Below are 21,840 nucleotides of genomic sequence, written 5' to 3'. Positions count from 1 at the left end.
TTTAAAATATTTTAAAGGTCTTTTTTATATATTTTACTCAGGTTAAGTTATTCCTTTTATTGAATAATAAAAATTTCGAAACATATTATCTTTCATCATGTGTCTATTTTATTGGATAAAGTAATTTATGTTGCTTATTAATCTTGATTTCAACTACTTGGCTTACCATTTTTTACATTGAATTAATCCGTAACAGGTTATAGGTTGGAGAATTCTGAAAAATGCGTAGAGTAGATATTAAGTCGAAACTCTATCGGCTTTTAATTAATTTAAAGCAAATAGTAAGGAGTTACACCATGGCTAATAATCAACAGCAAGACCAACAGAAACAGCAACAACAGCAAAACCAACAAGGCACGCAAGATCAACAGCGTCAGCAAAACAACCAGCAAAACCCAAACCAGCAACAAAATAACCAGCAGCAACAACAGCCGCAGGGACAAAATAACCAACAACAGCGCGATCAGCAGCAACAACAGCAGCCACAGCGTAATCAGCAAAAAAACCAGCAATCTCAACAAGATCTGGAATAATCAACAGAACTAGCAGCCATAATAGAATTAACCAGCAGCGTGGGTATGATTCATAAGATCTGCCAAAACTGTAGCGTTAATTCTGTTTAAGCTGTACGTTCATAAAAAAACCGCCTGAATCAGGCGGTTTTTTTAGGGTAAAAATTTGGTTATAGACGTTAATCAGTATGAATTAACACTGGATATTGGCTTTCTGCTTATAAAAGCTTAACGCATTGTCTAAATCTGTAAGCAGTCCTTTTTCTGTATATTCCTGAGGCATAAGTTTTAATAAAGCCGGCATATAACGAGTTTTATATTCTTTAGGATATTGTTCACAGAGTATGCGTGTTCTTTCTTCTGGACTAATACTGGAAGAATCTAGTTTGTCCAGATAAGCACTGAGTTGATTATCTGATTGTTCAAATTGGGCTTTGAGGGCTTGATCAGGTTCCGCTGAACTGTCGGCTTGCTGCTTTTGGCAGCCACTTATTGTCAGACTTATCAATAAAGTAATCAGTATACGATTTATCATGATGTCAAAATCTTGTTATTTGTCATATCAAAAATTATAGAGAGAAATAGCCAAAAAGAAAGCAGTCATCTACCAACTTTAGAAGAAGTCAAAAATTCCTGATATTCACATACAGTACAGCAACAGGGAATTTTATCCTAAAAAATGAACAAATTTATTGTTATGCATATTGATCTAAAGTGTCCATCTGTTTTCTCTTAAGCATAAAATTTAACGAATAAAATATATTTTGCCTAAATTAAAGCCATTCAATTAAGAAAAGTAACGCTTATTGCACATTTAGAAACATAGCCTCTATATATCACACACAGATTGACTGCTGGGCCAGTGATATCTTGGCTTCATTCCAAGAACTTAATGAAAATAATTAGAAAATCAGCACATTATAAAGCCTGCTTAATTTAGGAGAGTTAAGCAGGCTTTTTCTTGTTTATAAACACGGATTGCTCAATGAGAGCTTTTTACTTTAATTATTCTCTTTCACATAAGTTTTCATATACAACATAAAGCCTGAAAATTCTCTCAAGAGTGAAACATGAATAGATGGTATTTATATATCTCTTTTTATAAAAAGACAGGGCAAAGCTATGATGAGATGTATATGTGCATTTGGCATGGGCGTGATGGTAGGTTGTTGTTTTAAATCTTGCAAAGAAAAAATGTGTCATATGATGGGCAATGATCATTGTAAGAAGGATCAAAAGACTAAAAGTGAAGAGCCTGCACGAACTTAAATGCCAAAAACTTAACTTTGCTTGAATTGTGAAATGTATTCAGGCGGTTAAGTTATTACTCAGGTCGTGATCCGATTATTCCGTATCGAGTTATTGAGTCTTAAAATCAATACAAGCTTAATCACTGATTAAGCTTGTTACATTCAGGAGAAAAGCATGATCCAGTTTATATTTTGTTTATTTGGCCTTCATGGTGCGACTGAAATCAATTACACCTGTGATCATGAAGAGGTGAAAGAGTGTCGTGATTGCTTGAAAGATATTGAATAATGTTCCAATTCACCGGATGTATTAATGAAGCTCAATCCCCGTTCAATCATCACTTGGCGGGGGTTTTGTTTGTGGGTGAAATTTTTATAATAAAAATCCAAGATAACGATTGAACTCAACTGGATTTAAATGATACGGGTCACAATCTATACTTTATAAGATTATGATTTAAATAGGATTACATGACGATAAATGATTAAAATTGAGAACTAAAATAGTCGGATAAGAATATATTGCAAAATGCGATAATTTATATATACTAGAAATATAGCAAAATGCGATAAAATATATGCATGTGATCACCCACGCTCGAATTCTTGAAGCAACGCAAAAGTGGCCACAGGCTGGAACGGCATTAGATGGTTGGTATCGACTGATGAAGGCCAATCATCCTAAGGATTTTGCTGAAATGAAGAGACTCTTTCCAGCAGTAGATAAGGTTGGAAAGTTTCATGTATTCGATATCGGTGGAAACAAGATTCGGCTGATTGCTGTGGTGATGTATCAGGCAAAACGCGTTTATATTCGCCATGTCTTGTCTCACCATGAATATGATAAAGGTCATTGGAAGGAAGGTTAGAATGAATGCAATGATTAAACAGGCCGTTGATCACTGGCGTTATGTTGCACCATTGCTCAGCAAGCCGGAAAATGAGGATGACTTTCATACACTAACTGAAGCCCTAGATGAGCTTTTGGACATTGTCGGTGATGATGAATCACATCCTTTAATGGGGCTTATTCATCAACTGGGTGATCTGGTTTCGGCGTATGAGCATGAACATCTACCCATGCCAGAAGGTGATGGACGAACGGCCTTGGCCTTGTTGATGGAGCAACACGGGCTTAGTCAAGCAGACTTGTCTGATGTCGCGACACAATCAGTAATTTCAGAAATATTGAATGGCAAACGTCAGCTGAATATCCGTCATATCAAGGCCTTGTCTGAGCGCTTTGATGTATCGGCAGATACTTTCTTTTAATCGATGCCCGCCTAAGCTGATATTTCCATGCTGTGCTGTCTAATCAGGTAGCGCTGCTCATTTGATTATTTAAATTTCAAGTGTCGTGAAAGGTGAGAGCGCCTCCAGAAAAGTTTGCTTTTCTAAAAAGTGAATGTGAAACATAAATAATATTGATGTTTAGGATCAGATGTCATATTTATTTCTTAATGGATCGATAAAGGAGATACACATGACCAATAAATCAGAGCAAGAATCAAATCCGCAAAAAGAATCTAATGATGATAAAGGCAATCAGGATTCGTATAAGGGCGTGAAGCCAGAGAAAAAACCCAATGCAGAACCGGAAAATCCATTGAGAGAACAAAAATAGCTCTTTCACATTTTAAAAGCCCTAACTTGCTTTAGGGCTTTTAGTTTTTCGACAACCGGTGATCTCTGGGTGTCGCTCTAAACTCATCTCTCATTTCAAAGAAAAACTCATGAGCTTGTTCATGATCGCAGCATAACCAATCATGGCGTGATTCTTCAGGAATCACAATAATCGAGCGCTTCTCGTCATCTGGATGGTGGAACTGTTTCATCAATAGGTGTTGATCGGAATTTATAGTCAGCATCGAAAATGATCTGATTTTTTCACCCTCAATGAGCACATCATCATAAATGGCTGCAACGGTAAAAGGGTTGCCATCTTCACGTGAAATACCAAACCAGTGCGGTTTTCCATCGATATATTTAGGTTCATAGAAAGTATCCACGGGCACTAAAGCAAACTGGTTATTTTTCCAGGCATGTCGAAAACTTGGCTTGGACGCTATTGTTTCAGTTCGGGCATTGTAAGTATGTCGACCATATTTTAATTCTTTCGCCCAAAAGGGAATCAGTCCGAAACGTGCAATATCTAACTCAAACCTCTCAGCACCTCGCATCATGATAGGAGCAGGTGCTAAGGGGTAAACATGTGATTTCATGTTCAATTCAAGTTGTTCTGCATGAAGATCTAATAAAGAGAGCTGACTTTTTGAGGGGAATTCATAGTTTGAACACATGACCGACCTCTTTGCTTAGCATTCTGATCTGCGATAACAATTAAACTATAAGAATGATGACCTCAAAACAATTCGAAATCGTAAATGTAGTTGGGTCTGGAAACGGAATTTTTATGGTGAATATGAATGTAATTTTTCGCCAATGGATGAAAAATAATCTTCGATAAAATGAGCGCCCAGATTCCATTGCTATAGTTTTATTTCCAGTTTTGCCTCCTTTGCCTGAAGGAGCTATCTTTTGCGGAGAAAGGTCATGCTGCATTTTATCTTTTGTTTATTCGGTCTTCATGGTGTCACGGAAATCGAATGCCAAGCGGATGGTAAAGAAGCGAAAGTATGTCGTGACTGCTTGAAAGAGGAAAGGGTTACATAAACGGTAAGAAAAGCTTAAACATTCTTATCACTATTAATTCAGAATAGGCATTCACAATAAAACTCATAATTTTAGAGAATATAGAATGCCTAGAAATAATTATTTACCCGCTCTAGAACAAGTTTATGAGTTTTTAAAAGAACGTCCTGGCTTTAAAGAGAAAAGTGAGTTTGATAAGTCAGTAGAGTATTTTAGAACGCTGCACGAAGGAGAGCCTCAGGAATTTAGAGTCCAAGCATTCCATAACATTAGTGGTAAATTTGGAAATAAAGAAATACTGAGCATAACTTCTGCACCTAAATTTACGGATAGAAACAGCTTCCTTAATTGGGTTGATATGCACATCAACAATTAGGCTTTGACGTTAGCACAGCTTATCTAATGGTCAGCTTTGTTATTTTCTACCCATACATTAATTAACATGGAGTACAAAAAACACTCTAAATTAAGTTGGAAAGCTACACATTTGAATGCTAATTTTTGTATTCAAATCTGACAGTTAATGAGGTGAGCAATGAAGTTGTTGACTTTGTTTGGTGTAGGCGTAGCCGCAAGCTATTGTTATAAATCTATGAAAAATGGCAAGCTCGCTCTTTCCAGACCAAATTTTGATGAAAGTGTAAAACAATTTGTACTGCAAGAATTCGCAGCTTCGTAAGAATTAGATCTATTGGATTAAAGAGCTCATCATAGGATGGGCTTTTTTATTTCTCAGGCTTTTATGGAAAATGTTTATCTTTTGAATGCAAAAAGCCTATCAGGGAGATAGGCTTCTTTTATTAATTCAACATAATATTATGAGTTTTTCTTATCCGCCTGATTTTTTTGATCATTTTGCTCTTTGGTTATAGGAGCTGGCTCTCCTTGATTCGGTTTTTGCTCTTGCTCATTTGGCTTAGGTTTGTTCTCAGTCGCATTATTAGAAAATTGATTGAAAGACGCTTTTTGAGCAGTATTTGTATTAACTAACATAAGTTTCTCAATTTTAATTGTCGAAGATTCGACCTGCCTAGAATGGCATATTAAAAGCACTTACAATGAGATGATTTAGAGATGCGAGTGTAGCGATATGTAGGATTTCGAGATTTATATCTTATTCATATTTCACCATATTTTTGAATTATGGTGCAGGTAGATGATTTGTCTACTAAAGTGCGAAGTCAGTGGAATTATCGGATATTGCTTCGATACCTAAACTCCACAATGAGTATTTTAGTTCTAAAAATAGGCCTCTTAAATAGAGGATTGAAGATTTTAAATGAGTGGCTTAGCTATTTGGAGAGAAGATTTAAAGCGTGTTTTTATTTCAAAAGTATTCAATATTCCCGTAACTTTGCTTTATTAAGTATCAAAGGTGAATTGAAATAACTCCTTCTTAAAAATATTCCCATTTTTTATCCGAGGTTGCTTTATAAAAATAGATTCATGTTTTTACGTATTGTAAATGCCTTTCAATATTGATTTTTTACTTTAGCCACATTTAGCCATAAACTTACGAAAATTTCGTGCCTTAGGGTGCACTCTACAAATTTTTTTAAAATATATTTTCTGTGGATTTGTAGACCTTTGAACAGCAAGTAAGGGCAATTCAATGCAATATGACGCAACTATTAGTATTTATAAGCCATTGAAGATGCAAGGGAATACAATCTAATGCAAGCACTTGCAATCAGTACCAGACTGGGAGGATTCTATTTTTTCTACTATGCGATTGTGGGCGCATTCATGCCGTTCTGGAGTCTGTATCTGGAAGATCAAGGCTTTAACTATCAGGAAATCGGTATTTTATCTTCTATTGCGATTCTCACTCGGTTTTTTGCGCCTTTTATTTGGGGCTGGATTGCAGATAAATCTGGTAAGCGCATGTTGCTGGTACGGATTGCCACCTGGATGGAAGCCTGTATCTGGTTGATGATGTTTATCATTCCTAACAGCTTTCAGTCAGTGGCTTTACTGATGCTGATTTTCAGCTTTTTTCAAAATGCGATTTTGGCACAATTTGAAGGCGTGACTCTATTCTGGCTCGGGGAAAAAAGAGCAGAACTTTATGGCAAAGTCCGGAAATGGGGTTCGGTTGGATTTATTATCGGTGTATTCGGCTTGGGCGCCATCTTTGAAATTATCAGCATTAGCATGCTTCCAGTTTTATTGCTGTGTATTTCATTTCTGGCTTTTCTCTGGTCTTTTAGCATTAAAGAACCTACGGCGGCGCCTACTGCACAGAAAAAGCTGGAAGCCCTCTGGCCGATTTTCAAGCGCCCGGTTGTATACAGTTTTTTTCTGATTGAACTGATCATGCTGTTTTCACATGCGCCGTTTTATAGTTTTTATAGTAATTACCTTAGTCAGGCGGGATTTAGTAGCAGTCAGATCGGATTGCTTTGGTCCATTGGGGTTATTGCCGAAATTATTATGTTTGCTTATGCCACCTTCTTTCTGACACGCTGGTCATGGCGTCATTTGGTGATACTTTGCCTGTTGATGACTGGCTTAAGATGGCTGATTGTAGGCGTATTTCCATCTGCATTTGTGGCACAATTTTTTGCCCAAACGATTCATGCCTTGAGTTTTGGTTTATTTCACATGATCGCCATGCGGGTTATTTTCCAGAATTTCTCTGCTGCACAGCAAGGCCGTGGACAGGCTTTATATAGCACCATGTGGGGCTTAGGCGTAGCAAGTGGCAGCATTCTGGCGGGCTATTATTGGGATAAAATTGGCGGAGAAACCATCTTTATGTTTGCCGCCGCATCGACTTTGTTTGGTTTGTTATTGATTTTTGGGTTGCCCAATAAAGTTGAGCAATCAAAGATATCTTCATGATGCCTCTGATGCTTAAAATTTAGATCCGAATTTTGGCGTACTGATGAACCCAAGGCTGTGCCTGTTCCAGTTGAGCAGCTAATTGCAATAGCAGGTCTTCACGGGCAAAGGGTGCAATAAACTGCGAACCGAGCGGCAGGTTTTGTTCATTCCAGTACAACGGCACTGACATGGCTGGAAGCCCGGTAATATTGGCAAGTTGAGTAAAAGGTACCCATTTCAGGTTTTCTTTGACAATCTGATCGACCAGTTTACCTTGTGCCAGCAGATGGGCCTTACCTACACCCAATAAAGCCTTTAAAATTGGCTTCTGCCATGCAGGTGTTTTGACTTCGCCATTTTTCGGTGCGACGGTTGCGGTTGCAGGCGTCAGATACAGATCATAATCATCAAAGAAATGATTCATCTGGGTCACGTACTGGCCCCAGTTATTCAGGTTCTGGATATAATCAAGTGCGCTGGTTTTAGCTCCAAAAGCCGCCAGTGCTAAAGAGTCCAGTTCAAAATCCTTCGCTTTAGACGGGTAGCCTTTCTGGATTTCATCCAGCATAAATGAAAACTGGCTAAACCAGGTGGTAATAAAATCCTTGGCCAGTTGCATGCCATCGATGGCCGGACGGTCTTCAACCACCTCATGTCCCAAAGATTCCAGCAGTTTGGCCGTCTGTTCGATGGCTTTCACAGCATCCGGAGAGACAGGCGTGCCAATGGTAGAATGGGGATTAAAGGCAATTTTCAGTTTTTTCGGTGGTTGCTGAATCACATCCAGATAATGATGCTGTGGACGCTGAATCTTAAATAGCGAGCTGTGATCTTCACCATGCGTGGCATCCAGCATTGCAGCACTGTCCCGCACTGTTTTAGTCAGGACATGCTGAATCGCTGCACCATGCATGGCCTCACTCATTTGCGGCCCCCAGGGGGTACGGCCACGACTTGGTTTTAGACCAAACAGCCCGCAATATGAAGCGGGGATACGTATCGAACCGCCGCCATCGCCTGCACCCGCAATTGGTACAATGCCGGCAGCCACAGCAGAAGCTGAGCCACCCGATGAGCCGCCGCTATTATGTTGTAAATTCCATGGATTTTTACAGCTACCCCAGGCATCTGGTTCGGTAATCCCTTTAATGCCAAATTCAGGCGTATTGGTACGGCCAAAAGTGACAATTCCAGCTTTTTCCCAACGATTGACAATCTCGGCATTGGTTTCGGCAATATAACCGATCCGTTTTAAGCCCTGACAGCCATAAGAGGTTGGATAACCTGCATATTCCTGAAACAGGTCTTTGACCAGAAAAGGCACACCGGCAAAAGGTCCGGATAAATTCTGCTGGGTCCGTTTTAATGCATGCTCATGCATGGGAATAATAATAGCATTCAGTTCGGGATTGGCAATTGAGCTACGCTCTAAGGCAGCGGATAAAAGTTCACTGGAATGTACCTGTTTATTGGCGACCAGTTCAGCCAATCCTAAACCGTCATATTGTAGATATTCTTCTAATTTCATTGCCATTCCCTAGCGTTAATGCTGTTCAAGGTTGTAGATGATTTTAGTTTAAGATGCAAGCACCACCTGATTACGTCCACGATGTTTGGCCTGATATAAGGCCTGATCTGCAATATTGATCAGGTGTTGCAGGTCTTGTGATTGTGGTTCATTTTGATGGGTAATCCCTACACTCACGGTAATGTAGAGGTCTGAACCATCTGATTGATGCATCGGGGTTTTTTCTACACGTTTACGTATGCGTTCTGCAATATCCTGAGCTTCAAAAGGCTCGGTGTTCCAGAGTAACAGCACAAATTCTTCCCCACCAATTCGTGCAAACAGATCTTCAGCACGTAAATTGCAGCGAATGATTTCCGCAAAATGTTGCAGCACCTTGTCACCGACATGATGGCCAAAATCATCGTTCAGACGTTTGAAATGATCAATATCCAGCATGATGACCGAAAACTCCATTCTGTTGGCATATTGCAGTAAATATTCACCTTTCTGAAAGAAAAAATGACGGTTCATGGTGTGGGTCAGACTGTCATGATTGGCCAGATAGAGAACCCGTTTAAACAGCTCATTGCGGTTTTGACTAATAATACAAAGAATAAGCGGCGATAAGGCCAGCATAAACAGCCCGATCCGGAGCGAAATATAAATCGTAGAATCTGCCAAGGTGTCATGCGTTGTGGCATAAAACTGCGTCAGGCTGTAATAGGTTAAAATAGTCACAAACGCATTAATCAGTGTCATGCTAAACAGGCGATAGGTTAATGCGGCCCAGATCAGCGCAGCCAAAGGATAGAGCAGGGCGCCCGGACCTGAAAAAATATTGGTGATGATGACACAGAGTACGACTGTAGCTGCGGGCAGAAAATAACTGAAATGATGACGCTTTTGACGGCGGTTTTTAAACAGATACTGCATATCCTTGATTCTGGGAAAGGCCAGAACCAAAGGTATAACCGGTATTGTAGTATTTATAATTAATATTGAAATAACGAATAAAAAATATCGAGACAATGGTACTAATCAGATTGGAAAGTGTAAGAAACAGGCTTTGCAGCAGACTGTTGCCTGTGACCAGATCTGCAAACATAAAAGCACTGAATGCACCCAGCCAGCCGCCCAGATGATTTAAATGTGGAAAACGCAGGAATATGGCCAGTAAGGCAGCATTGGCTGGCCAGATCAGGGCGAGATAGCCGAGTGGCCTGGTTGCGATCCCAATAAAACAACATACTAAAACAGCGAACACAATGACAAAATAAGCATAGGTTTCATGATTTAATTGTTGTTCTGTTATTCGAGCCAATTGCAAATTTAAAATCCTATATTTAAATTTTTAAGTGTGAATGATCACTTTGTTTAGCAAGTAAGTCTGATTTTATATATACAGTTATTTTTTGATTAATCTGTTATTAATACATGATGTTAAGATTGTTATATACGAAATATATACAAAATAAACTGGAAAAGAAATCCATGTTTTTAAACAATATGATAAAAACTTTATGGACTCAGATTTAAACTGCTCCAGAGTGGGATACGATTCTGAAAAAATATGCTAACTTAGAATCAATTGTTAAAACGATGCCGGTAAATATGAAAAAAATATGTCTTAGCCTTATCTTACTCATGAGCTCACCTTGGCTAATGGCGACAGAAAATAAAAAACCAGCGGAAGTTTCTGCTAAAGCTGCTGAAATCCCAAATACATTTACTGTGAAAACCCGGCCTGAAATTGTGGGGTTGTGGGGGATGGAAATTCCGAATAATAAAAAATGTATCGAATATTATAATTTTAAAAGCAATAATAATGTCGTAATTAAAAGTGGTGAAGAGTGGACTTCAGGATTATATGATTATCAGCCTGCACAGGATCCGACCGTTCAGATTCCCGCACTGATTCTTCAGGTTAAATATGATAATAATGAAAAAGACTGCTCAGGCAATCAGGTTGATCAATCCGGTGAAATTTCCCAGTATTTTGTGAAATGGCAAAATCCGTACACGATTAATTTCTGTGCCAATGACAAGGCCGAGCAATGCTTTGCCGTGCTCAGACGTGTATTACCATAAATGAATCATCAACATAAAAAAACCGCTGAATTTCAGCGGTTTTTTATAAGCTTTAAGCTTATTGAGTTTTGTCTTCAGCACCTTCTAGCTGTTTCAACAAATGTTTTTCCAGATAATGAATGTCCATCGCCTGTTTGCAGAAGTTTTTATCCTGAAGGATTAAATCTTTGTGCAAAGGAATGTTGGTTTTAACACCAGTCAAAATCATTTCTTCCAAGGCATTTCTCATGCGAGAAATAGACGTCTCACGGTCCTTGCCATGCGAAATCAGTTTGGCGATCATCGAATCATAATACGGCGGAATGCTATAGCCTGGATAGATGTGCGAGTCTAAGCGGATACCTGCGCCGCCTGGTGCATAGAAGCTCTCAATCTTGCCGGGTGAAGGCAAGAAGGTTGATGGATCTTCTGCGTTAATACGGCATTCAATTGCATGTCCTAAAACCTTGACATCTTCTTGCTGAATATCGAGACCTAAGCCACCAGCAATACGCAATTGCTGTTCGATAATATCAATACCGGTTACCATTTCAGTTACTGGATGTTCAACCTGAACACGCGTATTCATTTCAATGAAGAAGAATCCATCATCTTCAAACAGGAATTCGAATGTACCTGCACCACGATATTGCATCAGTTTACAGGCATTGACACAGGCTTCTAGAATATCGGCACGTGCTTGCTCTGGTAAGTTCGGTGCTGGCGCTTCTTCCAGTACTTTTTGATGGCGACGCTGTAGCGAGCAGTCACGATCATAGAGATGAATCGCATGGCCATTACCATCAGCCAGTACCTGTACTTCAACATGACGTGGCTTTTGCAGGAAACGTTCCATATAGACCGTATCATCACCAAACCACATTTCTGCATCACGCTGTGCAGCCTGAACAGATTCCAGCAGGGTGTCGACATTTTCGACGATACGCATACCACGACCACCACCACCAGAAGCAGCTTTGACAATCAGCGGGAAACCGATCTCTTTCGCTTCAGCGAGTGCATTGTGAATGGTTACGGCATGGTCGCAGCCCGGTACAGTTGGTACACCCGCTTTTTTCATGGCAATAATGGCAGAAACCTTGTTCCCCATTAAACGAATATGTTCTGGACGTGGACCGATAAAGATAAAACCAGAATTTTCTACGATTTCAGCAAATTCAGCATTTTCAGCGAGAAAACCATAACCAGGATGGATGGCATCTGCGCCAGTAATTTCAGCAGCTGTAATAATCGCAGGAATATTCAGGTAGCTGTCACTGCTCGCACCCGGACCGATACAAACCGCTTCATCACAGAAACGCAAATGCATCAGGTCTTTGTCTGCGTCAGAATAGACACCTACGGTTTTGATCCCTAAAGTTCTGCAAGCCCGGGTGATGCGTAAAGCAATTTCACCACGGTTTGCAATTAAAACTTTTTGCAACATTATAAATCCCCGGGGTGATTAAGCGCGGTAGCGGAAAAGTGGTTGGCCGAATTGAATCACTTCACCATTTTTCACTAGAATTTCTTCGATCACACCACTTTGAGTTGCTTCAATCGGGTTCATGATTTTCATGGCTTCGATAATACCTAAGGTATCACCAGCAGAAACGGTTTGACCCACTTTGACAAATGTCGCTTCGCCTGGGCTTGGTGCAGAGTAAAACACCCCAACCATTGGAGAGGTTTCAACAGCACCGCGCGGAGACTTCGCCGCAGGTACTTCAGCTGCAGGTGCAGGCATTGCAGGAACAGCCGCTGCAACCACTGGATTACGACGAGTTAATGCAATCGATTGATCGCCTTCTTTAACTTCGATCGCCTGTAAGTCAGATTCAATCATCAAGTCGATGAGTTTCTTGATTTTACGGATATCCATGAGACAGTATTCCTAATTAAGATTTTGTAGAAGATTGTATTTTTTCAATGACATAGTCGAGCGCAGCAGCATAGCCTTTTGCACCCAGACCACAGATCACGCCGATGGCTTTATCGGACAAGTACGAATGATGTCGAAATGCCTCGCGTGCATGGACGTTTGACAAATGGACTTCAATAAAAGGAATGGCGACACCAAGCAGGGCATCGCGAACCGCAACAGAACTATGTGTCAATGCTGCCGGATTGATAATGATATATTGTACGCCGTCGAGTTGGGCTTGATGAATTCGGTCAACGATTGCGCCTTCCCAGTTGCTTTGGAAGGTATCGAGTTGTAATGTGGCCTGTTGAGCCTGAGCAGTCAGTTGCTGATTAATATCGCCAAGCGTAAGATGACCATAAACTTCTGGTTCGCGCTTTCCAAGCAAATTTAAATTCGGTCCATGAATAACCAAAATGGTCGAACTCATCCAGCATGCTCCAATTAAAAAGTATCGAGGTTTGTTTGCAAGATAGCTGCAAACTCTGCTTATTATTGCATGATTTTCTACATGACTATTTATAATTTCTTTGAATTGACGTAGAAAGCATATCCTAAACAGTGGCGCTATAATGAAAACTTTGCAGAGATTTGGCAATGTTAAAAAATTACAATTCGCAGGGTATTCAGATTGTTTTCATTGTAAACCCAATTGGCAAAAACAGTTAATATCCTTTATGTAACTGTATCTTCATGTTAAGGATCAGCTCTGCTGTTTGATCATATTTTAATCTTGCAAAAATTCATGTCTGGCCAAAACGATTAGGACATTCAATCGAGAGATCCTTGACTTGCGTGAGAGGATGACTAGCCTAACTTTGCCTTTAACCGTGCTTCCCTTAATGTCAAAATCTCATCTTGAAAAGATGGAGAAATACTTAAAAAGGCAAGATAAGACAATATGTTAATAAGCTTATTTTAATATTTTAGTCTGTGTTTTTATATGCATTTTATTACAAAATACCAGATAAAAATGAGTTACTTCAATTTAGAGATCAGTTTTATGTTCTGTTTCTAAATTTATAAAGCTGACTAAGAAACAGACATCGAATTTAAAGAGATTTATAGCGAAGGGTTTGGAAAAATTTAGATTGTCGCTATCTTGATGAAATGACGAATATGTTCATTTCAAAGCATTCTAAATCGCTAGGCACAGGGGCATCTGATATCTAGATAGTGGCAAAAACACATATCTTTGTTGGTATTTTGCACGCCACTCTCTTTGTAAAAAATCTCAGAAACAGCTTGTAGTCATGCATATGGAGCAGAGGTATGGGGCAAAAACATTAACTTCTTGAGCGAATATTTATATACTAAGGCGATCAGACTTGAGCCAGAAGTATTATGACACCTGCATGTAAACTCTTAAAAACTCAAAAAATTGAATATAGTATTCATGAATATGAACATGATGCCAATGCGAAAAGCTTTGGTTTAGAGGCTGCAGAAAAATTAGGATTACAAGTCGAAGAAGTCTTTAAAACGCTATTGGTAACGGATGAAAAACAGTATTTCGTTGCCGTGTTACCAGTCAATCATCAGCTTAATCTAAAAAAAGTAGCGGCAGCTTGTGGTTGCAAGAAACTGCAAATGGCAGATCCGAAACATGCCGAACGTTTAACCGGTTATCTGGTCGGTGGAATCAGTCCAATCGGACAAAAGAAGCGTTTAAAAACAGTCATTGATGTATCGGCAGAAAAGCTCAATAAAATATATGTGAGTGGCGGTAAAAGAGGCTTGGATATCGGACTGAAACCGGCTGATCTTGCCAAAGTGCTGAATGCACAGTTTGTCGATGTGCTGGATGTATAAGGTCAAATTCCCCTGAAGATTTATATGAATAGCGTTTGAAGTGATCTTTTTTTGGTCGGAAAAATCAGCAAATCATTTTATACCTTTGTATATTAGGTCACGAATAAGCACAGCGGAAATGTGCGCAATAAAGAATTAAAAATAATAAAAATGATTATGCGGAGCATAAAGGATGAAAGTTCAAAATAAAAAATGGCCACGATTCTGTCTGACCTTATCTGCAATGGCGATGCTGTCTGCGTTTCCGAGTGTACAGGCCGCTTCTGCGCCTTCAGCTGCACCTGCCAATTCACAGCAGGTTTTCTTTGTCGGAAACAACTGGGATGGCACAGTGACTGTGATTCGTCCATCGGGTGATTTTGGCAAAATTGGCGTCATTAACATGATTCCTGACCGTAAAGAGCGTCTCAAAGAAATTCATCTCAATCCAATCAAGCTGATTGCCTATACCTATATTCAGGCCACAGCGGGTGAAGGTAATGATCAGTTGGTAGATGATATGTACTCGACGCCAGATGGTCAGTCCATCGTGGCATCGCGTCCAAGTTTCGCCGATGTGGTCTCTATTAATATCAAAACAGGCAAGATGAACTGGCGTACACCGGTTGAAGGTTTTCGTGCCGATCACATGGCGGTTTCGCCAGATGGTCAACGCGTGGCGGTGTCAGCATCTTCAGGCAATGTGGTACATGTCCTGGATATTCACACTGGCAAAGAGTTAGGGCGTTTTGCTACGGGTGATAAACCACATGAAAATATCTACTTCGATGATGGTAACAAGATCCTGAACTCCGCGATTGGCAATGTTGAAACGTCAATGGATGCACAGTGGCAGGATTTCACCAAAGGAAAACGCTACATTAGCATCGCGGATGCCAATACCCATCAAGTGCTGAGAAAAATTGATTTCAGACCTGCACTCGATGCATTTGGTCGCAAGGATTTATCCAATTCAGTTCGCCCAATGGTATTTAGCAAGGATGAAACGAAACTTTATGCCCAGGTTTCATTTTTTAATGGTCTGATTGAGTACGATCTGAATCAGAACAAGATTAGCCGGATCGGACAGTTCCCTGGCAGTGATAGTATCCCGAAAGACCGGACAAAATGGGTCAATGATTCGCGTCATCATGGTTTGTCAATCAGTGCTGATGGTGAAAAGCTCTGTGTTGCAGGAACCATGGATGATTATGCCACGATTGTAAATCGTAAGACGCTGACTGCCGGCAAACTGATTCCTGCCGGCAAACCCTATTGGGCAACGCGTAGTCCAGATGGTAAAAGCTGTGTGATTTCCGAAAGTGAAACCGATGTGGTGACCGTGATTGATTTTGCCACAGGGGATAAAGTGCTCAGTGTACCAGTTGGGAATCATCCACAACGTGTCCGGATCGGCTATGCACCAATAGACTGGTCAACGCCGTAGTCGAGCAACGATATAGGCAGCGTTTTGATAAGAGCTGTCTTTATTGGGTTGAGGAGATCAAGATGAAAGATAAGACCGTTCTTTTATATCTCATCATCGGATTACTCTTGTTCGGCATTTTGGTGGCTATTGCTTACCAGATACGACAAGACATCTATCGGACTGATTTTGCCAATCAAGTCCAAGCCCATCGTGATCAGGTTGCCCGACTTGAAAAATCATCCAGCTATATGTCTCTGAGTTTTAAGAGCAATAGCCAAAATACACAGGCTGAACCAAATAATGTAGCTACAAAGCAAAGCCTATTGTTAAAGCAACAACAACAGTTATATCTAGACTTTGCTCAAATCATCAGTGCTTTAGGTCAGGGGCAACAACCAGATCCTAGACAGGTCAGTTTGCTGGTTAGTCTACAGCAGACGCTGGTAGAAGCTAAACTGGTGACTCGAGACGAGGCGAAAGCACAAATTGAGTTTCTGCTGAAAGTTCTGCCAGAAATGGATCATGAATTGCATCGGGCTTTGCGAACCTTAGAACAAATCCGAAGTTGAGGAATTCAAGCCACGAATATCTTTTATTATTTTAGATGTGAAAATTGCTTTCATAAAAAAGCCCAAATGAGAATTCAGGCGTTTAGATATAAGTAGTGAAGACAGCGTACTTTTATAAACAATTCGCAGGCTTAGGTACGCCGGCCAAACGGCTTAAATGCCGCGCGACCAGACCCGTATTAAACTTTTCCTGAAGCATGGCATTGTTAATGTCAGCACTAACCGTTTTCATTAGGAATTTAATTAAGGGACGTGTGGCCGGTGAATGGCCAAACTGCTGATAGAACTGACGCACTGCTTGCAGAATTTCAAAATGCCACGGGGTTAAGTTTAGTTCCAGGTTATTGGCCAGGACTTGCGCGACGTCTTCATTCCAAATGGTGTAATCGATCAGATGACCATCTTGATCCAGTTCTAAATTCATATTTAACTCATTGATTATTTCATTGAAATACAGCGATTAAACCCGAGGCAAAGATCTGCAAAATCGGCAAAATCGAGAAGCTTGACCTGAACCGACAAAGGCTGTGTCAAAAGCTCTGCATCATTTTCCAGCATGTAAATTTGCGGCAAATTTTGTAGAAATGAATGCTCCAGCTGTAATACGGCTTCACCCATCAGTACGATCTGATCAACTGGGGTATAAATTTGAGCGAGTTGTTCCAGAGTCTGCGCCGTTGCCGCATAGTTCGATTGGATCAGATAAAGTGTGTGATTTGACATTTTATATATCCTTTATTCCTTACCAATACAGCACATGATCAAAGCCTTGAATAAACGCTGGGCTTAGCTCAATAAATTCAATCTCTTGTTCGCTCTGAGCCACAAAGGGCGAGTTCTGGTTTTTCTGTTCAATCAGAATTGGAGTCAGGTCATAAAACTCAAAACTGTCGACCATATTCGATGCCAGTTTAAAGGCATGTTGTAACTGATCAAATTGCAGTTCTGAGCGTAGAAGACTAAGGCCTGCACCTTGTAGCAGAACTTTCACTTCCGCACCAAATGTCGCCAAAACCATGGTCGCAGACAGGCTTTCATGCACTTGCAGGCTGGTCAGATTGGCTTGGGTTAATATAACAAGTACAGATTTCACACAAGATTCCTTGGAAAAGCAACACATTCTAAAAAATGGAACATCTAGAATTGAATCAGACGTTGTGAGGATTGAACAGCATCGGCAAGTTCACCTAAACCGACCAATTCAAAGGCATCCGCCAGATTATGCTGCTGAATATTGTGACGTTGAGCATTGTCCTGATCTGTAATCCCTCGCGCCAGTGCTGCACTTACACAGACCGGTAGGCGAATATTGAGTGCTTGCCAGGCATGTGTAAGATGACGTTGATCGTCGGGCACCCATTGCAGTGCATTTGCGACCGACACGCCGTCCTGATAAAAGAATACGCGGAATTCTTGGTTTTTGTTGTGTAATGCCTGCGCCAAACCAAGGGCATGCCAGGCATAAATAGAAGTTGGTGCGGAGGTAACAAGAATTAAGGTGCTCATCGAAATTCACTACAGGCTTGATCAATAGCAACAGCTTGATCTGGGCTTCATCAGAAAGTAGGTAGTATACAATGATTTTAGTGACGGGTGGATTAGGCTTTTTAGGCTCACATATTGCTTTAAGTCTGTTAGCACAAGGATTAGAGGTCATTGTGGTCGATAATTTGGCCAATGCCAACTTGCAGACGCTGGAGCGACTTGAATATATTTCCGGGATGTATGTGCCTTTTATCAAAATTGATATTCGCAATACGCCTGCATTAAACAAAGTATTTGAACAGCATTCGATTCAGGCTGTAGTACATGCTGCCAATTTTAAGTCGCTAGAAGAATCAGTATTAAAACCCCTTGAATATTATAATGATAATGTCAGCTGTATTATGAGCTTAATGCGCGCCATGCAACGTACCGGCGTACGGCATCTGGTGCATTTATCCAGTCTGGCAGTCTATGGACAATCCGGTACGGATCTCAATGAAGATCTACCTTTTAACTATACTTATCCCAATCCCTATATTAAATCGCAACAGATGGTTGAGGAAATTATTCGGGATACTGTCAAAACAGATAACGAGTGGCGCATTGCTATCTTAAGACTATCTAATATTAGCGGCGCCTTCGAGCATGGTGTCCTAGGCGAGGCGGTGCCACCTTTACCGAAAAATATTGTGCCTTTGGCAATGCAGGTCGCTGCGCAGCAGCGCGAATATCTGGAATTACGCCGTCAGGCTTATACTGCGGATGGAACAGTAGAGCGGAGTTTTCTGCATGTGGCAGACAGTTGTGATGCGGTGATTAAATCCTTGCAGTGGCTATGGCAACAACAGGAATTAAAATGTGAAGCCTTCAATATTGCTGGAACGCTCATTTCGATACAGGATTTGTTGGATCAACTGGCAGAAGTGACCCAATCTGCAATTAGAACAGTCGATGCCTTGCCTTATCCTCATGCAGAGCTTGACCAGCTAGGCGCGAATATTGAAAAGGCACAGCAGATTTTGCATTGGCAACCGCAACGTTCACTGAAAAAGATGCTTGAGGATGAATGGCTATTTTATCAAAATATACTGAGAGGACAGTAAATGAGATAAGTAAAAAATATTTGATAATAATTATCATTTACATATTTAATATAATCGATTACTTTTAATCAATCTAGCAAAGTATCGTGATAGATGCTTTTAAAATCAGCGATATGTAAAAAATTGAGGTTGAACATGCAAACACGTATTGAACATGACACCATGGGCGAAGTGGCTGTACCGAGTGAGGCTTTATGGGGCGCTCAGACCCAGCGTAGCTTGCAAAACTTCAAGATCGGCAATGAACGCTTGCCACGGGCAATGATTGGTGCAATGGGACTGGTAAAAAAAGCTGCAGCCTTGACCAATGCTAAACTGGATCAGATTCCTCAAGAGCTGTCGGGCTATATTGTGGATGCAGCAGATGAGGTGATTAGCGGGCAGTGGGATAGCCAGTTTCCACTGGTGGTCTGGCAAACCGGTTCAGGCACGCAAAGTAATATGAACTGTAATGAGGTGATAGCCAATATTGCCAATCAAAAATTGGGCAATCATTTAGGTGCGCAAAAACCGGTTCATCCAAATGATCATGTCAACCGTGCCCAATCGACCAATGACTCTTTCCCGACTGCGATTCATGTCGCAGCGAGTTTGCAGATTAATCAACTTCTTATTCCAGCGCTTACCCGTCTACGCGATACCTTGCATGCAAAATCTTTAGCCTTTGCCGATATTGTCAAAATTGGCCGGACGCATTTACAGGATGCGACACCTTTAACCCTAGGTCAGGAATTTAGTGGTTATGTATCCCAACTTGATCATGGCTTGATTCGCTTACAGCAAGCTTTACTGGGTTTGTATGAGTTGCCATTGGGCGGAACAGCTGTTGGTACAGGTCTAAATGCCCATCCTGATTATGCAGTTCAGGCCGCAGAGACACTGGAGAAGCTGACAGGTCTACCATTTGTCACTGCTCCGAATAAATTTGAAGCTTTGGCCGGCCGTGATGCTGCGGTATTTGCTTCAGGCGCATTAAAAACCCTTGCAGTCAGCCTAAATAAAATTGCCAACGATATTCGTTGGTTAGCCAGTGGGCCTCGTTGTGGATTTGGTGAACTGCGTATTCCTGAAAATGAGCCAGGTTCAAGCATTATGCCGGGTAAGGTCAATCCGACGCAAAGTGAAGCCATGACCATGGTGGTGGCGCAAGTGCTTGGAAATGACACCACGATTAATGTGGCAGGTGCATCGGGTAACTTTGAGCTGAATGTGTTTATGCCTGTGATTGCCTATAACTTACTGCAATCCATCCAGCTTTTGGGCGATGCCTGTAATAGTTTCAATGATCACTGCGCCGTAGGTATTGAGCCGAACCGTGACAAGATTGATCATTTCTTGCATGACTCATTAATGCTGGTCACTGCATTAAACCCGGTGATTGGTTACGAGAATGCAGCCAAGGTTGCCAAAACTGCCTATAAAGAAGCTAAAACCTTAAAGCAGGTGGCTGTTGAACTTGGTTTAGTCACGGCTGAACAGTTTGATGAGGTGGTACGTCCTGAACAGATGGTCTCACCAAATGTAAAATAAAGCGTTTAAGGCTTTTATTTTCAATCTTTCAGCCTGTTTTATCATGGAATCGTCAGCAGTGGTTTTTATCTCAGGCAGAGTTGCGTACAATAGAACTCGATGAGATTAACCACTGATGATTGTTTTATGCTTGATATTTATTTAACAGATGTTCAAAGAAAGGTGCAATTCAAGGATTATCCAGGTGAGCATCCTGTTAAATTTATTCTGAATTTTAAAAAGATTTTTCCAAGTGTCATGGAACTTCTTTTGCCGGTGCTTCCAGATGATGAAAATCTGGAAGAAATGTCTTGGGAGTCGACCAGCGGTGACTTTGAGACTTTCCAAATGTTGTTAACCGGTTGGGGCATTATTGAACTGCGTTTAAAGGCGATTAGCCAGTTTAAAGATAAAGCATTTGCGGATCGTTTGGTTAAACAAGCCCAGCAAAAGCGTAAGGACTATCAAAAGCAGCAGTCAAAACTAAGTACAGTTGAACTGGACTATCTGTTTATGCACGAAATGCATGCACTGATCGATGCAGAACTGGTTGAACTAGGTGAGAAATTCTATTTACCGACACTACGTGAGCTGTGGAAAAGTAAAGTATCAGCTCAAGTTTTGAATGCAAAATTTTAATTTAAGTTTATAGTTTTCATTGCTAAAAATTAGTCCTCCATTCTTGGGGGATTAATTTTATCTGTAGCCTAAGCTTTCCTTCATGATCGGAGATGCTTGGAAATAGCCTAAGCTATATTATTAGATTCTCTTTAACAGGGATCTTCAAAAAATAAACCTTATAAAAATAATGATTCCTAGAATTTCGCCCGAGAACAGAGCAAGATAGCCCACTATTTATCCTAAAGTATTTTCATTGGGCAGTAATTTTAACCTTTGTTTAAAAAATAGGTGAAAAGAATCAGTTTTAGCTAAAAAATATATAAAAATATCAAGCAAATAGCCTAGTAATTCTGTCTATTATTTTTTAAGGTATATAAGCTTTATTTTTAGATAAGCTAAAAGTTTAATTGATTAGCTATGCTTCACAAAAATAGCTAAAGGTTCCAATTTTCCCGAAGATATATCCCAGGTTTTCCATGATTGGTGTTCTGGTGCATAACCGAGATCAATGCCCCAAATCTGGTAATCATCACTAAAGCGGCTATTGGCATAATCATGCGGCATTTTGGACGCATATTCGGTATTCACGCCG

25 protein-coding genes and 1 pseudogene are annotated in these 21,840 nt (G+C 40.5%); 13 read left to right on the top strand and 13 right to left on the bottom strand.

Features of this window, described 5'->3' with window-relative positions; all coding sequences use genetic code 11:
• The first annotated feature begins 296 nt into the window (after window positions 1–296).
• Entirely contained in the window at window positions 297–533 is a 237-nt protein-coding gene (locus FTV48_RS11955) for a hypothetical protein (protein WP_005096808.1), read from the top strand.
• 172 nt (window positions 534–705) lie between these two features.
• On the opposite strand, the gene FTV48_RS11950 is transcribed toward FTV48_RS11955, so the two are convergent.
• Window positions 706–1,047 carry a hypothetical protein gene (locus FTV48_RS11950; protein WP_005096809.1) on the bottom strand — a complete coding sequence of 114 codons (342 nt, stop codon included), beginning with the start codon at window positions 1,045–1,047 and terminating at the stop codon, window positions 706–708.
• 1,293 nt (window positions 1,048–2,340) lie between these two features.
• On the opposite strand from FTV48_RS11950, the gene FTV48_RS11945 reads away from it, so the two are divergent.
• The 3 genes from FTV48_RS11945 to FTV48_RS11935 all read left to right on the top strand — a co-directional run bounded on the left by FTV48_RS11945 (window position 2,341) and on the right by FTV48_RS11935 (window position 3,386).
• Window positions 2,341–2,631: a type II toxin-antitoxin system HigB family toxin gene (locus FTV48_RS11945; RefSeq protein ID WP_005096812.1), complete on the top strand. Its 291-nt coding sequence runs from the start codon at window positions 2,341–2,343 to the stop codon at window positions 2,629–2,631.
• A 1-nt stretch (window position 2,632) separates the two neighbouring features.
• The gene (locus FTV48_RS11940) at window positions 2,633–3,034 is read left to right on the top strand and encodes a type II toxin-antitoxin system HigA family antitoxin (protein ID WP_005096813.1); all 402 of its coding nucleotides are present in this window, start codon (window positions 2,633–2,635) and stop codon (window positions 3,032–3,034) included.
• A gap of 211 nt (window positions 3,035–3,245) precedes the next feature.
• Window positions 3,246–3,386, top strand: a complete 141-nt coding sequence (locus tag FTV48_RS11935; protein WP_005096816.1) for a hypothetical protein — start codon at window positions 3,246–3,248, stop codon at window positions 3,384–3,386.
• A 40-nt stretch (window positions 3,387–3,426) separates the two neighbouring features.
• Here FTV48_RS11935 and FTV48_RS11930 read toward each other — a convergent pair whose 3' ends face one another.
• Window positions 3,427–4,062 (bottom strand): SOS response-associated peptidase, encoded by a 636-nt coding sequence (locus FTV48_RS11930; protein WP_180000458.1) that lies wholly within the window; start codon window positions 4,060–4,062, stop codon window positions 3,427–3,429.
• Window positions 4,063–4,520: 458 nt separating this feature from the next.
• Here FTV48_RS11930 and FTV48_RS11925 point away from each other — a divergent pair, with 458 nt between their 5' ends.
• The gene (locus FTV48_RS11925; protein WP_100357158.1) at window positions 4,521–4,790 is read left to right on the top strand and encodes a hypothetical protein; all 270 of its coding nucleotides are present in this window, start codon (window positions 4,521–4,523) and stop codon (window positions 4,788–4,790) included.
• Window positions 4,791–5,230: 440 nt separating this feature from the next.
• On the opposite strand, the gene FTV48_RS11920 is transcribed toward FTV48_RS11925, so the two are convergent.
• On the bottom strand, window positions 5,231–5,407 hold the full coding sequence (locus FTV48_RS11920) for a hypothetical protein (RefSeq protein WP_005096822.1): 177 nt from the start codon (window positions 5,405–5,407) through the stop codon (window positions 5,231–5,233).
• 681 nt (window positions 5,408–6,088) lie between these two features.
• Between FTV48_RS11920 and FTV48_RS11915 the strand changes: the two genes are divergently transcribed.
• Entirely contained in the window at window positions 6,089–7,258 is a 1,170-nt protein-coding gene (locus tag FTV48_RS11915) for an MFS transporter (RefSeq protein ID WP_180000457.1), read from the top strand.
• Between the two features lie 19 nt (window positions 7,259–7,277).
• Here the strand turns inward: FTV48_RS11915 and FTV48_RS11910 are convergent, their stop codons facing one another.
• Both FTV48_RS11910 and FTV48_RS11905 read right to left on the bottom strand, forming a co-directional pair.
• Complete coding sequence (locus tag FTV48_RS11910) at window positions 7,278–8,768, bottom strand: amidase (RefSeq protein ID WP_159515793.1); 1,491 nt, start codon at window positions 8,766–8,768, stop codon at window positions 7,278–7,280.
• A gap of 48 nt (window positions 8,769–8,816) precedes the next feature.
• Window positions 8,817–10,077 (bottom strand): annotated as a pseudogene (locus tag FTV48_RS11905) (GGDEF domain-containing protein).
• Between the two features lie 317 nt (window positions 10,078–10,394).
• On the opposite strand from FTV48_RS11905, the gene FTV48_RS11900 reads away from it, so the two are divergent.
• A complete protein-coding gene (locus FTV48_RS11900; RefSeq protein WP_180000456.1) occupies window positions 10,395–10,838 on the top strand; it encodes a hypothetical protein in 444 nt (147 codons plus the stop codon).
• Between the two features lie 58 nt (window positions 10,839–10,896).
• Here the strand turns inward: FTV48_RS11900 and accC are convergent, their stop codons facing one another.
• Genes accC through aroQ form a run of 3 tightly spaced genes read right to left on the bottom strand, consistent with a single transcriptional unit; the run spans window position 10,897 to window position 13,171 of the window.
• The gene (accC, locus tag FTV48_RS11895) at window positions 10,897–12,264 is read right to left on the bottom strand and encodes an acetyl-CoA carboxylase biotin carboxylase subunit (RefSeq protein ID WP_005096829.1); all 1,368 of its coding nucleotides are present in this window, start codon (window positions 12,262–12,264) and stop codon (window positions 10,897–10,899) included.
• Between the two features lie 18 nt (window positions 12,265–12,282).
• A complete protein-coding gene (gene accB / locus FTV48_RS11890; RefSeq protein ID WP_005096830.1) occupies window positions 12,283–12,699 on the bottom strand; it encodes an acetyl-CoA carboxylase biotin carboxyl carrier protein in 417 nt (138 codons plus the stop codon).
• Between the two features lie 16 nt (window positions 12,700–12,715).
• Window positions 12,716–13,171, bottom strand: a complete 456-nt coding sequence (aroQ, locus tag FTV48_RS11885) for a type II 3-dehydroquinate dehydratase (protein WP_005096831.1) — start codon at window positions 13,169–13,171, stop codon at window positions 12,716–12,718.
• Between the two features lie 914 nt (window positions 13,172–14,085).
• On the opposite strand from aroQ, the gene ybaK reads away from it, so the two are divergent.
• The 3 genes from ybaK to FTV48_RS11870 all read left to right on the top strand — a co-directional run bounded on the left by ybaK (window position 14,086) and on the right by FTV48_RS11870 (window position 16,530).
• Window positions 14,086–14,553, top strand: a complete 468-nt coding sequence (gene ybaK, locus FTV48_RS11880; RefSeq protein WP_074382819.1) for a Cys-tRNA(Pro) deacylase — start codon at window positions 14,086–14,088, stop codon at window positions 14,551–14,553.
• Between the two features lie 172 nt (window positions 14,554–14,725).
• A complete protein-coding gene (locus FTV48_RS11875) occupies window positions 14,726–15,979 on the top strand; it encodes a YncE family protein (RefSeq protein ID WP_005171049.1) in 1,254 nt (417 codons plus the stop codon).
• A 62-nt stretch (window positions 15,980–16,041) separates the two neighbouring features.
• Window positions 16,042–16,530 carry a hypothetical protein gene (locus FTV48_RS11870; protein WP_005171046.1) on the top strand — a complete coding sequence of 163 codons (489 nt, stop codon included), beginning with the start codon at window positions 16,042–16,044 and terminating at the stop codon, window positions 16,528–16,530.
• 112 nt (window positions 16,531–16,642) lie between these two features.
• Here the strand turns inward: FTV48_RS11870 and FTV48_RS11865 are convergent, their stop codons facing one another.
• From FTV48_RS11865 to tusD, 4 genes are read right to left on the bottom strand one after another with little or no spacing between them, the layout of a single operon-like run.
• Complete coding sequence (locus tag FTV48_RS11865; protein ID WP_074382817.1) at window positions 16,643–16,954, bottom strand: TusE/DsrC/DsvC family sulfur relay protein; 312 nt, start codon at window positions 16,952–16,954, stop codon at window positions 16,643–16,645.
• Window positions 16,955–16,968: 14 nt separating this feature from the next.
• Window positions 16,969–17,253, bottom strand: coding sequence for a hypothetical protein (locus tag FTV48_RS11860; RefSeq protein ID WP_100328661.1), 285 nt, complete (start codon window positions 17,251–17,253; stop codon window positions 16,969–16,971).
• 19 nt (window positions 17,254–17,272) lie between these two features.
• The gene (locus tag FTV48_RS11855) at window positions 17,273–17,623 is read right to left on the bottom strand and encodes a hypothetical protein (RefSeq protein ID WP_005096837.1); all 351 of its coding nucleotides are present in this window, start codon (window positions 17,621–17,623) and stop codon (window positions 17,273–17,275) included.
• Window positions 17,624–17,667: 44 nt separating this feature from the next.
• Window positions 17,668–18,036, bottom strand: coding sequence for a sulfurtransferase complex subunit TusD (tusD, locus tag FTV48_RS11850; RefSeq protein ID WP_005096839.1), 369 nt, complete (start codon window positions 18,034–18,036; stop codon window positions 17,668–17,670).
• A 71-nt stretch (window positions 18,037–18,107) separates the two neighbouring features.
• On the opposite strand from tusD, the gene FTV48_RS11845 reads away from it, so the two are divergent.
• The 3 genes from FTV48_RS11845 to FTV48_RS11835 all read left to right on the top strand — a co-directional run bounded on the left by FTV48_RS11845 (window position 18,108) and on the right by FTV48_RS11835 (window position 21,266).
• On the top strand, window positions 18,108–19,118 hold the full coding sequence (locus tag FTV48_RS11845) for an NAD-dependent epimerase/dehydratase family protein (RefSeq protein WP_005171037.1): 1,011 nt from the start codon (window positions 18,108–18,110) through the stop codon (window positions 19,116–19,118).
• Window positions 19,119–19,253: 135 nt separating this feature from the next.
• A complete protein-coding gene (gene fumC, locus FTV48_RS11840) occupies window positions 19,254–20,648 on the top strand; it encodes a class II fumarate hydratase (RefSeq protein ID WP_005171036.1) in 1,395 nt (464 codons plus the stop codon).
• Window positions 20,649–20,774: 126 nt separating this feature from the next.
• On the top strand, window positions 20,775–21,266 hold the full coding sequence (locus FTV48_RS11835) for a hypothetical protein (RefSeq protein WP_100355114.1): 492 nt from the start codon (window positions 20,775–20,777) through the stop codon (window positions 21,264–21,266).
• A gap of 393 nt (window positions 21,267–21,659) precedes the next feature.
• On the opposite strand, the gene FTV48_RS11830 is transcribed toward FTV48_RS11835, so the two are convergent.
• Window positions 21,660–21,840: hypothetical protein (locus FTV48_RS11830; RefSeq protein WP_180000455.1), on the bottom strand; the 181-nt coding region annotated here is incomplete at its 5' end.

This window comes from Acinetobacter sp. YH18001, from assembly GCF_013416975.1.
GTDB classification, from domain to species: domain Bacteria; phylum Pseudomonadota; class Gammaproteobacteria; order Pseudomonadales; family Moraxellaceae; genus Acinetobacter; species Acinetobacter pseudolwoffii.
Note: the sequence above shows the minus strand (reverse complement) of the source record. Positions and strands in the feature narration are given on the sequence as shown.

What these genes read in the sequence shown, in the direction of transcription:
- accB (WP_005096830.1), bottom strand. Translation starts at nt 12,699, where the DNA reads ATGGATATCCGTAAAATCAAGAAACTCATCGACTTGATGATTGAATCT.
- FTV48_RS11865 (WP_074382817.1), bottom strand. Translation starts at nt 16,954, where the DNA reads ATGAATTTAGAACTGGATCAAGATGGTCATCTGATCGATTACACCATT.
- FTV48_RS11915 (WP_180000457.1), top strand. Translation starts at nt 6,089, where the DNA reads ATGCAAGCACTTGCAATCAGTACCAGACTGGGAGGATTCTATTTTTTC.
- ybaK (WP_074382819.1), top strand. Translation starts at nt 14,086, where the DNA reads ATGACACCTGCATGTAAACTCTTAAAAACTCAAAAAATTGAATATAGT.
- FTV48_RS11920 (WP_005096822.1), bottom strand. Translation starts at nt 5,407, where the DNA reads ATGTTAGTTAATACAAATACTGCTCAAAAAGCGTCTTTCAATCAATTT.
- FTV48_RS11875 (WP_005171049.1), top strand. Translation starts at nt 14,726, where the DNA reads ATGAAAGTTCAAAATAAAAAATGGCCACGATTCTGTCTGACCTTATCT.
- FTV48_RS11930 (WP_180000458.1), bottom strand. Translation starts at nt 4,062, where the DNA reads ATGTGTTCAAACTATGAATTCCCCTCAAAAAGTCAGCTCTCTTTATTA.
- FTV48_RS11935 (WP_005096816.1), top strand. Translation starts at nt 3,246, where the DNA reads ATGACCAATAAATCAGAGCAAGAATCAAATCCGCAAAAAGAATCTAAT.
- FTV48_RS11900 (WP_180000456.1), top strand. Translation starts at nt 10,395, where the DNA reads ATGAGCTCACCTTGGCTAATGGCGACAGAAAATAAAAAACCAGCGGAA.
- FTV48_RS11860 (WP_100328661.1), bottom strand. Translation starts at nt 17,253, where the DNA reads ATGTCAAATCACACACTTTATCTGATCCAATCGAACTATGCGGCAACG.
- tusD (WP_005096839.1), bottom strand. Translation starts at nt 18,036, where the DNA reads ATGAGCACCTTAATTCTTGTTACCTCCGCACCAACTTCTATTTATGCC.
- FTV48_RS11910 (WP_159515793.1), bottom strand. Translation starts at nt 8,768, where the DNA reads ATGAAATTAGAAGAATATCTACAATATGACGGTTTAGGATTGGCTGAA.
- FTV48_RS11845 (WP_005171037.1), top strand. Translation starts at nt 18,108, where the DNA reads ATGATTTTAGTGACGGGTGGATTAGGCTTTTTAGGCTCACATATTGCT.
- fumC (WP_005171036.1), top strand. Translation starts at nt 19,254, where the DNA reads ATGCAAACACGTATTGAACATGACACCATGGGCGAAGTGGCTGTACCG.
- FTV48_RS11940 (WP_005096813.1), top strand. Translation starts at nt 2,633, where the DNA reads ATGAATGCAATGATTAAACAGGCCGTTGATCACTGGCGTTATGTTGCA.
- FTV48_RS11945 (WP_005096812.1), top strand. Translation starts at nt 2,341, where the DNA reads ATGCATGTGATCACCCACGCTCGAATTCTTGAAGCAACGCAAAAGTGG.
- FTV48_RS11835 (WP_100355114.1), top strand. Translation starts at nt 20,775, where the DNA reads ATGCTTGATATTTATTTAACAGATGTTCAAAGAAAGGTGCAATTCAAG.
- FTV48_RS11955 (WP_005096808.1), top strand. Translation starts at nt 297, where the DNA reads ATGGCTAATAATCAACAGCAAGACCAACAGAAACAGCAACAACAGCAA.
- aroQ (WP_005096831.1), bottom strand. Translation starts at nt 13,171, where the DNA reads ATGAGTTCGACCATTTTGGTTATTCATGGACCGAATTTAAATTTGCTT.
- accC (WP_005096829.1), bottom strand. Translation starts at nt 12,264, where the DNA reads ATGTTGCAAAAAGTTTTAATTGCAAACCGTGGTGAAATTGCTTTACGC.
- FTV48_RS11950 (WP_005096809.1), bottom strand. Translation starts at nt 1,047, where the DNA reads ATGATAAATCGTATACTGATTACTTTATTGATAAGTCTGACAATAAGT.
- FTV48_RS11925 (WP_100357158.1), top strand. Translation starts at nt 4,521, where the DNA reads ATGCCTAGAAATAATTATTTACCCGCTCTAGAACAAGTTTATGAGTTT.
- FTV48_RS11870 (WP_005171046.1), top strand. Translation starts at nt 16,042, where the DNA reads ATGAAAGATAAGACCGTTCTTTTATATCTCATCATCGGATTACTCTTG.